The organism is Kitasatospora sp. NPDC015121 (assembly GCF_055562955.1).
The window spans coordinates 143178-158324 of record NZ_JBVHEH010000018.1; the positions used below are offsets into that span (position 1 = coordinate 143178).

At 73.1% G+C, this 15147-nt stretch carries 11 protein-coding genes and 1 pseudogene; 4 read left to right on the plus strand and 8 right to left on the minus strand.

Going from position 1 to position 15147, the window contains the following annotated elements:
* Positions 1-25: 25 nt before the first annotated feature.
* The 7 genes from ACZ3J7_RS26665 to ACZ3J7_RS26695 form a co-directional block, all read right to left on the minus strand.
* Positions 26-1432 carry a hypothetical protein gene (locus tag ACZ3J7_RS26665; protein ID WP_465625466.1) on the minus strand — a complete coding sequence of 469 codons (1407 nt, stop codon included), beginning with the start codon at positions 1430-1432 and terminating at the stop codon, positions 26-28.
* A gap of 292 nt (positions 1433-1724) precedes the next feature.
* Positions 1725-2858 (minus strand): hypothetical protein, encoded by a 1134-nt coding sequence (locus ACZ3J7_RS26670; protein WP_465625468.1) that lies wholly within the window; start codon positions 2856-2858, stop codon positions 1725-1727.
* 58 nt (positions 2859-2916) lie between these two features.
* Positions 2917-3444: a hypothetical protein gene (locus ACZ3J7_RS26675; protein ID WP_465625470.1), complete on the minus strand. Its 528-nt coding sequence runs from the start codon at positions 3442-3444 to the stop codon at positions 2917-2919.
* Positions 3441-3635 (minus strand): transposase family protein, encoded by a 195-nt coding sequence (locus tag ACZ3J7_RS26680; RefSeq protein ID WP_465625472.1) that lies wholly within the window; start codon positions 3633-3635, stop codon positions 3441-3443. Before ACZ3J7_RS26680 ends, ACZ3J7_RS26675 begins: the two co-directional genes overlap by 4 nt.
* 68 nt (positions 3636-3703) lie before the next feature.
* Positions 3704-4579: a 3-hydroxyacyl-CoA dehydrogenase family protein gene (locus ACZ3J7_RS26685; RefSeq protein ID WP_465625473.1), complete on the minus strand. Its 876-nt coding sequence runs from the start codon at positions 4577-4579 to the stop codon at positions 3704-3706.
* 50 nt (positions 4580-4629) lie between these two features.
* Positions 4630-5553, minus strand: coding sequence for an SMP-30/gluconolactonase/LRE family protein (locus ACZ3J7_RS26690; protein ID WP_465625475.1), 924 nt, complete (start codon positions 5551-5553; stop codon positions 4630-4632).
* Positions 5550-5807, minus strand: a complete 258-nt coding sequence (locus ACZ3J7_RS26695) for a hypothetical protein (RefSeq protein ID WP_465625477.1) — start codon at positions 5805-5807, stop codon at positions 5550-5552. Before ACZ3J7_RS26695 ends, ACZ3J7_RS26690 begins: the two co-directional genes overlap by 4 nt.
* A 623-nt stretch (positions 5808-6430) precedes the next feature.
* Between ACZ3J7_RS26695 and ACZ3J7_RS26700 the strand changes: the two are divergent.
* Positions 6431-6942, plus strand: a pseudogene (locus tag ACZ3J7_RS26700) (transposase); the annotation flags it as partial.
* 67 nt (positions 6943-7009) lie between these two features.
* On the opposite strand, the gene ACZ3J7_RS26705 reads toward ACZ3J7_RS26700, so the two are convergent.
* Positions 7010-7993: a helix-turn-helix transcriptional regulator gene (locus ACZ3J7_RS26705; RefSeq protein WP_465625479.1), complete on the minus strand. Its 984-nt coding sequence runs from the start codon at positions 7991-7993 to the stop codon at positions 7010-7012.
* A gap of 242 nt (positions 7994-8235) precedes the next feature.
* Between ACZ3J7_RS26705 and ACZ3J7_RS26710 the strand changes: the two genes are divergently transcribed.
* From ACZ3J7_RS26710 to ACZ3J7_RS26720, 3 genes are all read left to right on the plus strand, one after another.
* Entirely contained in the window at positions 8236-8415 is a 180-nt protein-coding gene (locus ACZ3J7_RS26710; protein ID WP_465625481.1) for a hypothetical protein, read from the plus strand.
* Between the two features lie 29 nt (positions 8416-8444).
* Entirely contained in the window at positions 8445-8717 is a 273-nt protein-coding gene (locus tag ACZ3J7_RS26715) for a hypothetical protein (protein ID WP_465625483.1), read from the plus strand.
* Positions 8718-8858: 141 nt separating this feature from the next.
* A complete protein-coding gene (locus ACZ3J7_RS26720; RefSeq protein WP_465625485.1) occupies positions 8859-15089 on the plus strand; it encodes a DNRLRE domain-containing protein in 6231 nt (2076 codons plus the stop codon).
* Positions 15090-15147: the final 58 nt, after the last annotated feature.

Sequence of the window (15147 nt, forward strand, 5' to 3'; positions counted from 1 at the left end):
TGATGGCTCGTCGGTCCAAAGGCCGTCAGGGGCGCTGCGGTACGGGGACCCGGGGGTCGGCCAGGCGGTGCAGCAGGCCCCGCACGTGGGCGTCGGCGGCGTACGGGCGCAGCCGCCCGCGCAGGTCGGCCAGCGCCCGGTCCACTCGCCGGCTGCGCAGCGCCGGGTACTCGTCGAGCAGCTGGTGCCAGCTGTCGAGCGCCTCGGACAGGTGCCCGGTCTGCAGGTGCAGGCGGCCCAGGTCGGCCAGCACGATGGCCCGCGCGCGGCGCTCCTCGGGCGGGCGGAACTGGAGCGAGCCCTCCATCGCGGCCAGCGCGCCGGCGATGTCGCCGAACGCCTCCAGCACCGCGGCGCGCTGCCGTAGCAGCGCGGCGCGGTGGTAGCGGACGGCGGGCTCGTCCCCGGTCTCGGAGTGGTTCTCCAGGAGCTGCCCGGCTGTGCCCAGCTCACGGATGGCCTCCGTCCGGGCGTCCAGGTGAGCCCGCGCGACGGCGAGCTGCCCGTGCACGAAAGCCTGCCGCAGCGGGTCGCGCCGCAGGGTCTCCAGGGCCCGTTCGGCGAGCGTGGCGGCCTCGGCGCTGTGCCCGAGCGCGTCCGCCTGGACCGACATGCCGCGCAGCGCCACCGCGTAGTCGAGCGGCGAGTTGTTCTCCACCGCCAGGCGCAGCGCCACCAGGTAGTAGTGCTGGGCGGCGACGTGCAGGTTGTCGTCGAAGTGCATGAACGCGCACAGGTAGGCGAGTTGGCTGGCGACGCCGAGCAGGCGGCGGCGCAGCGCGGGCGAGGCCGGGCGGCGCAGTTTCGGCCCGAGGTCGGTGGCCAGGTAGCCGACCAGGGCGGTGCGGCTGTGCCCGCCGCCGAAGGTGAGGTCGCAGGAGTGGAAGAGCCGGGCGAGGGTCTCCGCCGCCTCGACGTCGTACCGGTCCACTGCGCGGTGCGGTGTCCGACCGGCGCGCCCCGGGGCCGCCGTCCGTGGTCCCGGGAGGCGCGGGAGGTCCGGGCGGCCGGTTCGTTCGGTGGTGTTGAGTGCCGGCAGGTCGAGGAGGGCGATGGAGTAGGCGGCGAGTTCCTCGGAGCGCTGTCCCGTCTTCCCTCCCGGGCCGGCGAGCTGGCGCAGCGTCAGGTCGACCGCCTCGTCCGGGGCGGTGGGCCGGGTCGGTGCGGCGGGCGCGGCGGTGTCTATGCCCGCTTCAGCGGGGGTGACGGTTCGGCCCAGTCGGCGTGAGAGGGCTTCGGCGATCAGCTGGGGCGTGCTGCCGCGCGGTCGGGTGCCGTAGAGCCAGTGCGCGACGGTCGAACGGTCGAAGGTCAGGGGGGTTCCGGCCTCCCGTCCGGCCCGGTTGACCTCGTTGGCCAACTCGGCGGCGCTCCAGTCGGCCTCTGTCAGCAGGGCCCGCAGCGAATCGTTCGGACGGCGCGGCGGTGTCATGGACGTCCTCCCTCCACGTACGGGCGCACGAGAGTCTCTTTACCGCTTCCCGGCCGCATGGTGCCACGGCCGGCTCCGCGATGTCAGGCGGGCACGCTCCGCCGCGGGCAGTGCCGAGTACCGGAGATTGCCACAGGTCACGGCGGTGACCAGGTGCGGAGGCGGGCGGTCCGGGTGAGCGGCGGTTTCAGCGGGCTGCCATTTTCAACGCCGCGGCCTGCGCGGCACGGCGCGAACGCTCCGCACGGGCCTCGTGAGACACCGTCCCTGACGGTGTCTCACGAGCGCCGGATCAGCTGGGACGCAGAGGGTCGCGACCGGGCTGACGCCCGGTCGGCGGTCCATCGGACGCCGGTGCGGGGAGGCGGTGGCGCGGGGCGGTCGGGGTGGCGACGGCCTCGGTCTGGACCCGGTGCTCGACGATGCTGAGCGGGCCCAGTCCGGTGAGCGCCCGCAGGACGTCGTCCAGCAGCGAGTCCTTCGCGCCGTTCCGGGGTCCGGCTGGGATCAGGCCGACGGTCGCGGCAGCGGCCAGTTCGACCGGCCGCAGGTCGACGAGGCCGTCGATCCGGCGCACGGGACCCTTTCCCGAGGCAAGGAGCTCTGTTTCGGCACCGCCGAGCAGGAGGGTCAGGTCGCTCGCCGCGGCGACCGCCCGGTGCGCCCACCGGGTGGCGGAGGTGCGGTGGCACCACTGCTCGGGGTGCTGCCCGCGCAGTCGGGGAAAGCGATCGCGCAAGATGGTGAGGATCTCGGCCGCGTCCTCGACCGGGGTGCACGGGCGCAGGACGAAGGAGAGCGCGTTCGGATCGGCCACCCGCAGGGTCCGGGCAGCCACGGAAGAGGGCACCGCGACGGTACGGATGCCGAGGGCTTCCACGGCACGTGGTCGTTGAGGGCCTGAGCCGATCAGGAGAACCTCGTCCCCTCGTTCGTGGAACTGTCGGACGGAGTCGAATGCGTGCCGGACGTGCGGGCAGTCGTCGCCCGGTCGGGCCGCGGCGCGCGCCCGGGGAAGGTGCGGAACAGGCTGGGTGAAAGTCCCGCAGGGCTCCGCGGTGACGGGCAGGAGCACTCGCCGTGTGCGCAGCGTGGCGGACCACGCGGTGACGGCGATGCGCGCGCGGGGCAGCATTTTTTCGTTCGCGGCCACCGCCAGGCCGATGGCCGAGCCGTCGGCGGAGAGGAAAGTGGTGGCAATCAGGTTGGATTCGCCGTCCTGCGTCCTGCGCAGGGCGGTGGCAGCCGGCAGCGAGTCCAGGGTTGCTGCGACTTGGCGTCGCCGCAGCCATGCCACCAGCAGCGGGGCGGCCGGGGAAGTCACCATGCCTCTTTCAGGGTGCCAGAAGCTCGACAGGACCATAACCTCATCGCCGAGGGACATCGCAGCCGTGAACTCTTCCGTGATCGAAGTCCGACCGACCATGTGTCCCGCCTCCTAGCGATATAACGACGACATGGATGTGTGATACCCGCGCTTCGGATCAGGTGCGGACGGAATCGCCAGAAACGCCTCCGAATGGATGGTTCTTCCGGGCGATTATTTTGCATTTTTTCAGATTTTTCCAAGTCGGGACCGTTCGCCAAAGAGGCTCCCCGGAAGCACGAGTTTCTTGGAGGGAATTTCCCATCGGCCTCGTGCGCGGTTGGCGGAAGCGCGTGCTTGGCGAGGTGCCGGCCTTGTTGCTCGGGCGGCTCATCCACGGGGCGTACCGGTCCGGGAGGAGCCCGGCAACGGTTCCGGACAGGCGGTCGCGGCGGCCGTGGTGCCGGGCGAGGGTGCGCCGGCTCTTGAGGCGGGCGATGCCGTGGTCGACCGGCAGGCGGTGCGAGGTCCGGACGCCCGGGCCCCGGTGGCCGGCGTCCGCGAGGATCTCCAGGTGGATGGTGTCGGCGAGCAGGTCGATGAGGCCGGCGCCACGGGCCCGGGTAATGCCGGCGACCGATCCGGCCCGCACCTTCCCGCGGAACAGCGTCCGGCCGCGGTCATCGGTCATCACCAGCGCCTTCACGGCGTTGTCCGGCCCTTGCCCGGGACGAAGCGGGGGCGGCCGCCCGGCAGCGGGCGGATCCCGCCGACGGCGCGGGTGACCGTGGAGCGGTCCACACCGAACCAGCGGGCCACGACGTCGCGGGTGACGCGGTGGCGCAGATGGACGAGCGCGGCCGGGAGCCGGCCGATGAAGACCGGCTTGTACCTCACGCCGACACCGGGGCTCGGCTGTCGTGGCCGCCGGCCCCGGCCACTGCAGGAGCCGGCCGCGGCCCGTTCTACGCGGTGGGGGCGGGGTAGTCGTCGTAGAAGCCCCGGCCGGTCTTGACGCCGAGGTGCCCGGCGTCGACGTAGCTCCGGAGCAGTTTGCGTGGGCCCTCGGGGAGGTGCGGGTTCTCGGCGGCGTAGTGGTTCTCGATGTCGAGCACGACGTCGAGGCCGACCTGGTCCATCATCCGGAACGGGCCGGCCTTCAGGCCCATGTTGATCTGCCACATCCGGTCGACGTCCTGCGGGGTGGAGACGCCTTCGGCGACCACGGCCAGCGCCTCGCGCTTGATGGCGGCCCAGATGCGGTTGAAGATGAAGCCGGTCGACTCCTTGTGGGCCTCGAACGGGAAGACGCCGTACTTGGGCAGTTCCTCCTTGAGGAAGGCCAGCACCGCCGGGTCGGTGCTCCCGTCGGACATCAGGTCGACGGCGTTCTGCTGGGGCGGCATGTAGAAGTGCATGTTGACGACGCGTTCGACGTGGGTGACGCCGTCGACGAACTGGCTGGTCGGATACGAGGAGGAGTTGCTGGCCAGGACCGCGTCGGGCTCGGCCTGCCGGTCGAGGTCGGCGAAGACGCGCTTCTTCAGGTCGAGGTGCTCCGGTACGGCCTCCACGACCAGCCAGGCGTCCGCCAGCGCGGCGGCCTGGTCGTCGTGGGCCGCCGCGGTGCCGGGCCGGCCGCCCTCGACGGTGGCGGCGACCTCGGCGATGTGCTCGGCGACGTAGGCGACGGCCTGTTCGGCGACGGCGCGGTTGGGGTCGAAGATCCGGACCTCGCCGCCGCGGGTGGCGAACATCAGGGCGATCCGGCGGCCGAGGGTGCCCGCGCCGATCACGGTGACGGGGCGGGACTCGACGCGGGTGGGGAGGGTGAAGGCCATGGCGGTGCGATTCCTTCCGGGGTGGTGCGGGGCGGGGACGGGCGGGGTGGTCACGGCAGCAGGCACAGGCCGGTCAGCGGGGTGCCGAGCGCGACGACCTCGCGCGGGGCCCGGCCGTCCGCGGGGCCGCCGGGGAGCGGGACCTCGCGGATGTGCCCGCCGAGGTCGGCGACGTAGGCGAGGCCGGCGGCGCTGTCGACGGCGAGGCCGATCGCCTCGGTGAAGCCGGCGGCCAGGATCTGCGGGGGCGTGCCGGACTCGCCGGGGCCGGGCAGTGGCGCCCGGTTGAGCGTGTTGCCGTCGGGGGCCGCGCCGCGGTCGGTCCAGTAGAGGGTGTCGCCGTCGAGGTGCAGGTCGATCGGTTCGGGCAGGTGGTCCCAGAGCACCTCGACGTCGGTGCGGTGCTCGGCGCTCTGCCCGGCGGGGATCTCCAAACCGGCCCGCAGGATGCGGCCCCGGCCGCCCTTGGCGGGGCCCTTCTGCGTCCAGTAGAGGTGGCCGTGGGCCGGGTCGACGGCGATGCCGACGCACTCGCCCATGATCCCCTCCTCGGCGGGGGTGACCACCAGGTCGGCCAGGCCGCTGCCGTCGGTGCCCACCCGGCTGATCCGGTGGCCCTCGCGGTCGCACCAGTACAGGGTGCCGGCGCCGTCGGTGGCGAGTTGCTTGCCCGTGGTCGTCGCTCCGGGCGGGAGGAGGTCGCGCGGTGGGCCTCCGGGGGTCCAGGCGTGGAGGCCGCCGTTGCGCCGGGAGAAGTCGTAGCCTTGCTCACCCGGTGCGCGGGGGTCGGTGGCGGGCGCGCCCATCGTGGTCCAGTACACGGTGCCGCCGGTGGCGACCACGCCGTCCGGGGCGGGGCCGGCCTGTTCCACCAGGGTGCGGACCCGGCCGTCCGCGGGATCGACGGCCAGCACCCGGCCCGGGGCGAACTGCAGGACCAGCAGGTGCTTGGGGGCGGGCGCGGCGGCGGTCACCTCCGACCGCCTTCCGCGGCGTCGGCCCGGTGTGCGGACACCGTTCGATCCTTCCGCTCCTTGCCGTCGGTGCGCTCGGTCCAGGGCCGCTGGACGAGGTCCGCGCCGCGTACCGCGACTGCCGGGCTGTGGGTTGCCGTGTCGGCCTGGCCGGGCTGCAGGACCCTGTCGCCGTCCTCCAGGCCCCGGGCATCGAGCAGCCGGGGCTGGGAAACGCGGACCGCACTGGCGCCAACGGCCGTGGCAACCGTCATGAAGACCGTCCTAAGGAGAATGAGGAGTGTCCGGAAGTCGGGCTGTGGCCATCCCCCCCGCAGTGATCTGTTCAAGCAGACGGCCGGAGGGATGAAGGGACAAGCCGAGTGCGCCGGACAGGCGCTGCTCCGCCCACGCTCGACCGCTGCCAGGGGCACAGTGACCGTACGCAATGCCGCCCCTCACGAAATGAGGTGCCGATGGGACGCGTACCGGGATCACAGAGTGTCGGGAAAGCCGCGGCGGTTCTGCGGACGCTGGGGCGGGAGGGGACGTCCCTGCCTGTCGGCCTGGGTGCTCTGGTGGACGGGAGGACAGCCGTCCTGCAGACGGTCTACGTGCCGAGCCAGCGCGAGTCCGTCCGCCGTGCCGGAGCGGTGGAGAATCCCGAGAGGGGTGTGAGGGAACTGCTGCTGGAATCCTACGGATAGCCTGCCGGATGCTGCGGGAGCCCACACTGTGCACCGCCCGGCGCACCTACGGCGTCAACCGCCCGACCGCGACCGGCCGCCCCCTCGCCGGAGCCTGGGCCGACGCCATCGTCCTGGAGGCCGGCACCACCGTGGTCCGGATCGGCCCCGCGATCGATCCGCTCGCCGCGATGTCCCTGGCGTGCGCCGGGCCGACGATGGTGCACGCGCTGTGGGAACGCTGCCAGGTCAGGTCCGGGCAGCACGTCGTCGTCCACCTGATCCGGGCCTCGTTCCGCTATTGCGGCCCGGCAGGACCGGGGCAAGATCTCCAAGGCCCTCAAGCCCGTCCACACCGCGCCGACGGAGGACGCCGCGCTCGAGCGGTTGGTCGGGTTCTCCGAGCTCTGGGGCGGGAAGTATCCGGTGATTGTCCGGCTCTGGGAGAACGCCCGGGCCGAGTTGGTGCCGTTCCTCAGCTTCGACGCCGAGGTCCGGCGGGTCGTCCGCACCACGAACGCGATCGAGTCGGTGAACGCCCGGATCCGCAAGGCCGTGCGCTCGCGCGGGCACTTCCCGAACGAGCAGGCCGCCCTGAAGTGCGTCTATACGGCGACCATGCCCCTCAAGCCGGACGACCCGCTGGAAGGCCGCACTCGACGCCTTCGAGATCACCTTCGACGGCCACCTCACCGCCCCCGACTTCGCCGTCGTCACCCCCTGACCCGCCGCCGCGATGGGGCGCCCCGCCGACCGGGGCGCCGCGTCGGGCTTTCCCGGGGCACGTCCTCTCAGAGCCAGCCGCGCTGGGAGGCCTTCAGGCCCGCTTCGAAGCGGCTGGCGGCCTCCAGGCGTTCCATCAGGCCGGCCATCTGCCGGCGGACGGTGCGCAGGGAGACGTTGAGGCGTTTGGCGACGGCTTCGTCGGTGATGCCGGTGGACAGCAGGCGGAGCAGGTCGCGTTCGGCAGTCGTCAGGCCGCTGTCGGGCGCGTTCCGGTCCGCTCCCAGGGGGATGGCGGTGGCCCACGCCTGTTCGAACAAGGCGACCAGGGAGGCGACGATGCCCGCCTCGGAGGTGCACAGGGCGCCCGCCCGGGTGTTGGCGGGGTCGAGGGGGACGATCGCGACGCGGCGGTCGAAGACCAGGAGCCGCGGCGGCAGGAGGGGGGCCGTCCTGACCTTTCCGCCCAGGCCGGTCATCCAGCGGGCGTAGTCGAAGGTCGCGGCATCGTTGCGGACGCTGTTCTCGTAGAGGGTGAGCAGACGCACGCCGCGTTGCATGGCGTCCAGGTCCAGGGGGCGCGAAGCGTCCAGGCTGGCCGCGGACTGGGCGCCGCCGGGCATGACGGACAAGCACTCGTCGGTGAGCTGTTCGGTGAGGACCTCCAGTTTCGCCTGGATGGCGTCGAGGCCGACCAGGCGCTCCGAGGTTCCCGGGCTGCTCTCGGTGCGCAGGTCGGCGTACTCGGCGACGGCCCGGGCGGCGGCGGCCCGCCCCAGGGTCAGTTCGCGCTGGCGGCGCAGCAGTTCCTCCTCCTGTCGGCGCAGGATGAGTTCCAGGCCGCGTTCCGGGCTGACCGGGGTCAGCTGGCCCGGCAGGTCGCGGGAGGCGCGCAGCAGGGTGAGGTCGGCAAGCCGGTCGAGGGCGGCGCGGATCTCCCGTTCAGGGCGGCCCAGACGTCTGCACAGCTCCTCGACGCCGCCGCGGGAGTCTGCCAGCAGGCTGCGATAGACGGCTTCGGACACCGGATCGAGTCCCAGAAGTTCCAGCATTCCCGCAGCCCCTGCCCCAGGCTCGTACCGACCGGCTCCAACCGAGCGGGCACGATCTTCACACTATTGACCGTGCACCTGCAAGCCTTCTCCGAATCTTCTGCGGAACCTGATCGGGCGTCACGGCAGCAAGGTGACAGTCCACTTGGTGCCGTCCTCCGAAACTCCTCAGCAGCCCCCGCGGTCGCGATGATGGTCACCTGACAGCGCACCACCACCTGCACTGCGAACGGGGAACCCCTGTGTCCACCTCCACCCGCCCGTTGGGTATCGCCCTGCTGCTCGCCGTCGCGGCGGCCTTGGCCGCCCCGGCCCTCCACCCCGCACCCTCCCCGGCCCCGGCCCGCTCCCACGTCTCCGCCCTGACCCGGCCCGCCGGGGACGGGATCGGCTGGGACAAGTTCGAGACCGTCCGTCCCTGAGCGCGCGGACCCCGCACGGCGACGACATCGTGTTCGCCATCCACCTCGTCCTGGGCCCCTGCGGCGTCGGTCGGCCCGGTCCGGCCGACGCCGCAGCGGTCCATGACTCGCTGTGGGCCCACGCCCGGCCGGAACACGGCCTGGAGCACGTGAGGGCACGCGTGACGGCCGAGGGGATCGGCATCGTCGCGTACGTGCGGGCCGGGACGCGCGCCGACGCGGCGGCCAGTGCCCGGTCGCTGCTGGTGCGCGCACTGGCGGCGCGGGGGCAACTCGACGTCCCGATCACCGTCCACCCCTGATCGTCGCCCGCGATCCTCCGGCGGCCCGGCACCGCTCCGTCTCGCCCGCCGCTCCGTCTCGCCCACTGCCCGAAACGCCCCCGTACCGCGGACCGGATCCTCCGGCTCCGAGTTTTGTCAGATCCTCATCAAGGAGTTCCCATGGCACGCCGCTTCGGCGGTTCCGCCCGGCCACCGGCCGGGCTCCGGCAGATACCCGCGCCGCGGGGTGTTCTGCCCAAGGTCGCACTGGCCCTGTCCGTGGTCCTCGCGGCCGAGTCCGCGGCCGTCGTCCTGTCCACCGGCCAGGCGATGGCCGTCGCGTCGGCCAAGGGCGGTTCCACCGCGCAGCAGGCCCCGCTCGGGCCGGCCAGCGCCCAGGACGCCGCGTCCGCCCACCTCAAGGCGCAGTTGCAGAAGCGCCCGATCGAGATCCTGGACGCCCGCACCGAGTCCACCACCAGTTGGGCCAATCCGGACGGCACCACCACCCAGGACCTGGCCGCCGGCCCGCTGCGCTTCAAGGACGCCGCGGGCCGGTGGCAGGACGTGGACGTCTCGCTCGCCAAGCAGCCGGACGGCTCCGTCAAGGCCAAGGCCCACCCCTACGGCCTGACCCTGGCCGGACCGACGCCCACCGCCAAGGGCGGATCGAAGCCCGGCGGGGCCCCGGCCGACGGCGGGGGAAGCGGCGCGGGCACCGCGAGCCCGCTGCTCTCGCTGCGCAGCGCGGGCGGCGACCAGGTGCAGCTCTCCTGGCGCGGCACCCTGCCCGCCCCCTCGGTGGAGGGCACCAAGGCCCGCTACGCCGACGCGCTGACCGCGACGGACCTGGTGATCGAGTCGACCCGCACCGGTTTCGAGCAGTACCTGGAGCTGAAGGACCGTTCGGCGGTGGCCGCCAACGGCTCGGTCACCCTCACCCTGAACGCCAAGGGCCTGACCGCGCGCGCCAACCCGGACGACTCGGTGTCCTTCGTCGATCCGAAGTCCGGGCGCGAAGCGGGTCTGCTGCCCGCGCCGGTGATGTGGGACGCCCAGGTCGACCCGCACACCGGCGACCACCGGCGCACCGCCCCGGTCGGCCTCAAGGTCGTCCAGCACGGCGACGCCGTCGACCTGACGCTCACTCCCGACCAGGCGTTCCTGAACGACCCCAAGACGCGGTTCCCGGTGACCGTCGACCCGGCGGTCAACGTCGGCGTGGGCTTCGACACCTTCGTCCAGCAGGGCTACGGCACCGACGTCTCCAGCCAGACCGAGCTGAAGATCGGCAACAACGGCTCCAGCCAGGTGGCCCGTTCCTTCCTGCAGTTCCCGATGGGTGCGATCAGCGGCAAGCAGGTCACCGCGGCCAAGCTCAACCTGTGGGAGTTCTACGCCTGGTCCTGCTCCGCGCGCAGCTGGGACGTCTGGGACACCGGCACCGCCACCACCGCCACCCGCTGGACGGCGCAGCCCGGCTGGAACAAGAAGTGGGCGACCACCACCGCGACCAAGGGCTACTCCAGTTCCTGCGCGGCCGGTTGGACCAACACCGACATCACCTCCCTGGTGCAGGCCTGGGCGGGCAACGGCAACTCGGCCAACACCCTGGGCATCCGGGCCACCGACGAGACCGACGAGTACGCCTGGAAGAAGTTCAACTCCGGCAACGCCGCCTCCAACACGCCGTACCTGTCGGTCACGTACAACACCAAGCCGAGCGCGGCCACCCCGGTGTCCCCGCTGTCCGGCGCCGTCACCAACGACAGCACCCCGACGCTGACCGGCAAGGCGACCGACCCCGACGGCAACACCGTCCAGCTGACGTACGAGATCTGGGCGGCGAACGGCACCGCCGCGCTGCAGACCGGCAAGTCGGCGTTCGTCGGTTCGGGCGCCAACGCCCCGTGGACGGCCACCACCGCGCTCGCCCCGGGCTCCTACAAGTGGCGAGCCACGGTCTCCGACGGGCAGGCCTCCAACGGCACCTGGTCCGCCTGGCAGACCTTCACCGTCGACACCACCGCGCCGTCCGCCACCGCGGTCGCCTCCGGTGACTTCCCGGCCGGCCAGTGGGCCGGACTGCCGGACGCGAACGGCGACTTCACCGGTACCTTCACCTTCACCCCGCCGTCCTCGGACGTGAAGGACGTCCAGTACCGCCTCGACGGCGGCACCTGGACCACGGTGGCCACCACCGGTGCGGCGGTCACCCGCGCGCTGACCTTCAAGGGCGGCCAGCACACCGTCACCGCCCACACCCGGGACGCCGCGGGCAACGTCTCCGCCGACACGAACTACGTGTTCAGGGCCGGCCACGGCGCGGCCCTGACCTCGCCCGGCGCCGGCGAACGCCCGGCCCGCCGCACCTCGCTGCAGTCCGAGGGCCAGACCTCCGCCACCGGTGTGCGCTACCAGTACCGGCGCGGCGAGACCGACGCCTGGACGGACGTCCCGGTCGGCAACGTCACCACCGCCGCGGGCGGCACGGTGGCGTCCTGGCCGGTCGCCGTCACCGCTGGCAAGCCCGCCCCCCTGACCTGGAACATCACCGACACCCTGGCCGCCGACGGCCCGGTGGACGTGCGCGCGGTGTTCACCGACGGCACCGCCGTCGACGCCTCCGAGGCGACCACCATCACGGTCGACCGCAACGGCGGCAACGCCCCGGACGCCGAGGCCGGTCCCGGCCGGGTCAACACCCTGACCGGCGACTTCACCCTGGCCGCCACCGACGCCTCGGCGTTCGGCCTGGGCACCGGCCGCACCTTCTCCTCGCGCCACCCGGAGAACGGCTCCTCCCAGGAGGGCCAGGCCGCGATCTTCGGCCCGCAGTGGAGCTCCGGCACCATGGCCGAACTCACCTCCTCCGACTGGGCGTACGTCCGCCAGACCTCCGCCACGTCGGTGTCGGTGGTCGACGCGACCGGCCACGAGACCGGCTTCACCGCCACCACCGGCGGCGGCTGGAAGCCCGAGCCGGGCGCCGAGACGCTCACCCTGACCGGCTCGCTCGGCGGCACCTTCGCGCTGAAGAACGCCGACGGCGCCACCGCCACCTTCGCCAAGGTGGACCCGGCCGCCACCACCTGGCAGGTGGCCACCTCCTCCACCGCGAGCGCCAACTCCACCACCACCGTGGTCTCGGAGAAGGTCGTGGTCGGCGGCAGGACCCTGGCCCGGCCGAAGTACGTGGTCGCGCCGACCACCGCCGTCGCCTCCTCGACCTGCGCGACCAACCCGGCCGCGACCGGCTGCCGGGTGCTGGAGTACGTCTACGCGACCGCCACCACCGCCACCACCGCCGCCCTCGGCGACGTGAACGGCCAGCTCAAGCAGGTCCGGCTGTGGTCCACCGCGCCCGGCGCGTCCGCCGCCACCCCGGTCGCCGTCGCCGAGTACCGCTACGACGACATGACCCGGCTCCGCGAGACCTGGGACCCGCGGACCAGCCCGGCGCTGAAGACCGCGTACGCCTACGACGCGGCCGGCCGGGTGATCACCCTGACCCCGCCCGGCGAACTGCCCTGGACGTTCACCTACGGCAAGGCCGGCAACGCGGCCACCGCCGGCGAGGGCATGCTGCTGAGCGTCTCCCGGCCCGCCCTCCAGCAGGGCAGCACCGACCAGGTCAACGGCACCGCCATGACCAACCTGGTCTACGACGTGGCGCTCAGCGGCTCCGGCGCCCCCTTCCAGCTCGGCGTCGCCGACGTCGCCGCCTGGGGCCAGACCAACGCCCCCACCGACGCCACCGCGATCTTCCCCGCGGACGCGCCGCCGGCCAGCCACGACGGCCGGATGCTGGGCGCGGGTGACTTCGCCAAGGCCACCATCACCTACACCAACGCCTCCGGCCGCCAGGTCAACGAGGGCGCCGCGGGCGGTGTGAGCACCACCGAGTACGACGCGTTCGGCAACACCGTGCGCCGACTCACCGCCGAGAACCGCGCCCTGGCGCTGGCCGCCTCCGGCGACGGCCTGGCCCGCCTGCGCGAGCTGGGCCTGGACAAGAGCGGCACCGCCGACCGCGCCCAGGCGCTGTCCACGCTGACCGGCTACTCGGCCGACGGCGAGCGGCAGACCGACGAGCTCGGCCCGCTGCACACCGTCACCCTGGAGCACGCCCTCGCCGCGTCCGGCACCAAGCCGGCGCTGGCCGCGGGCACCGAACTCCCCGCCCGCACCCACGCCACCACCGCCTACGACGAGGGCCGCCCGGCCGACGCCTCGGTGAGCAACCAGCCCACCACGGCCACCGTCGGCGCCCGGATCGACGGCTACGCAGCCGACGCCGACACCCGCACCACCTCCACCGGCTACGACTGGGCGACCGGCCAGGCCACCCGCAGCGTGGAGGACTCCGCCGGCCTCAAGCTCACCCGGGCCACCACGTACGACGCCCAGGGCCGCGCCGTCAGCACCTCGCTGCCCAAGTCGAACGGCACCGACGCCGGGACCACCGTCACCACCTACTGGTCGGCCACCGGCACCGGCGCCTGCGCCGGCCGCCCGGAGTGGGCGGACCTGCCCTGCTCCACCGGCCCGGCCTCGGCCGTCGCCGACGCCGGAACCAACCCGGCGGCCCTGCCCACCAGCACCGTCGAGTACGACCGCTGGGGCCACCAGGCCGTCGTCCGCGAGAGCGCCAACGGCGTCACCCGCACCACCACCACGACGACCGACGACGCGGGCCGCCCGACCACGGTCGCGGTGACCGGCGGGACCGGCACGGCCGTGCCGAGCACCACCACCGGCTACGACCCGGCCACCGGCCGGGTGCTCACCACCTCCAACGGCACCGCCACCGTCACCGTCGGCTACGACAAGCTCGGCCGCACCGTCCGCTACGACGACGGCGCGGGATCCGTCACCACCACCGAGTACGACATCGCGGACCGCCCGGTGAAGTCCACCGACTCCGCACCGTCCACCACCACCCTCGGCTACGACCAGTACGGCCGCCCGCAGTCGCTCACCGACTCGGTCGCCGGCACGGTCACCGCCAGCTACGACGCCGACGGGCGCCTCACCCGGCAGAACCTGCCCGGCGGCTACGTCCTGAACCAGACCTACGACACCCAGGGCACCCTGACCGGCAAGGTCTACACCGCCGCCGACGGCACCGTGGTGCTCTCCGACTACGCCGACTTCACCGTGCACGGCCAGCAGGCCGGCCACGCCCTGACGGCCGGCGGCACCACCGGAACCACCTTCGGCTACGACGCGACGGGCCGGCTCACCAGCGCCGCCGACACCACCGCGGCCGGCTGCACCACCCGTACCTACGCCTTCGACGGCAACAGCAACCGCACCGGCCGCACCACCACCACGGACGACTGCGACGCAGCCACCGCCGACGCCACCAGCACCACCACCGCCTACGGCTACGACGGCGGCGACCGCCTGACCGGCGCCGGCTACGACGCCTTCGGCCGCACCACCACCCGGCCCGGGGGCGCCCAGTTCGAGTACTACGCCAACGACCTGGTGCGCGGCGAGACCGCCGGCGCCCAGCGCTCGACCTGGACCCTGGACGCGGCCGGCCGCCTGGCCTCCCGCACCGCCCAGACCCAGGCCGGCGACGGCACCTGGAGCACCACCGCCACCAGCCTCAACCACTACGGCTGCGGCTGCGACAACCCGACCTGGTCCAGGGCCGGCAACGGCGCGGTGGCCCGCAACGTCTCCGACCTCGCGGACACCCTGGTCGCCATCACCGGCACCGACGCCACCAGCACCGTGCTCCAACTGACGAACCTGCACGGCGACGTGTCGGTCCAACTGCCCCTGGACACCGCCCAGTCGCCCGTCGTGCGCAGCTTCGACGAGTACGGCGTCAACCTGGGCGACCCGGCGGCCGGCTACGGCTGGGTCGGCGGCGAGCAGCGGGAGACCACCGCGGCGAGCGGCATCGTCCTGATGGGTTCGCGCCTGTACGACCCGAACCTGGGCCGCTTCCTGCAGCTCGACCCGGTGCCCGGCGGCAACGCCACCGCGTACAGCTACCCGGCCGACCCGGTCAACACGTACGACCTGGACGGCCGTTGGAGCTGGTCGAAGACCCGCTGGTACTCGTGGGGGCACGTCTGGGTGCACCTGGAGGCGCACTTCGGCTGGCGCGGCCTGCGCTACACCGGCAAGGTCGTCTTCTACTTCAACCGCGCCTGGACCGGCAAGATCGGCCGCAACGCGCACTACATCTACGGCCCGATCTGGGCCGGGGTGGCGCTGCTCGGACCGTTCGGCGCGGGCTTCGCCCTGGCGGGCCTGGCCTACTCCGGCTACGTCCAGCACATGGCGAGCAAGGCGTACTACTACCACCGCTGCATCGCGATCGGCCTGGCCGCCACCGGCTGGAACGGGCTGAGCGCCCCCGGCGTGTGGGCCTGGAAGACCTCCTGCTGAGCCCGTCCGACCGCTGACCGCCTGAACACGAGGGGCCCGTCCGACCACCGAGGTCGGG

What these genes read in the sequence shown, in the direction of transcription:
- ACZ3J7_RS26665 (WP_465625466.1), bottom strand. Translation starts at nt 1,432, where the DNA reads ATGACACCGCCGCGCCGTCCGAACGATTCGCTGCGGGCCCTGCTGACA.
- ACZ3J7_RS26670 (WP_465625468.1), bottom strand. Translation starts at nt 2,858, where the DNA reads ATGGTCGGTCGGACTTCGATCACGGAAGAGTTCACGGCTGCGATGTCC.
- ACZ3J7_RS26685 (WP_465625473.1), bottom strand. Translation starts at nt 4,579, where the DNA reads ATGGCCTTCACCCTCCCCACCCGCGTCGAGTCCCGCCCCGTCACCGTG.
- ACZ3J7_RS26695 (WP_465625477.1), bottom strand. Translation starts at nt 5,807, where the DNA reads ATGACGGTTGCCACGGCCGTTGGCGCCAGTGCGGTCCGCGTTTCCCAG.
- ACZ3J7_RS26705 (WP_465625479.1), bottom strand. Translation starts at nt 7,993, where the DNA reads ATGCTGGAACTTCTGGGACTCGATCCGGTGTCCGAAGCCGTCTATCGC.
- ACZ3J7_RS26720 (WP_465625485.1), top strand. Translation starts at nt 8,859, where the DNA reads ATGGCACGCCGCTTCGGCGGTTCCGCCCGGCCACCGGCCGGGCTCCGG.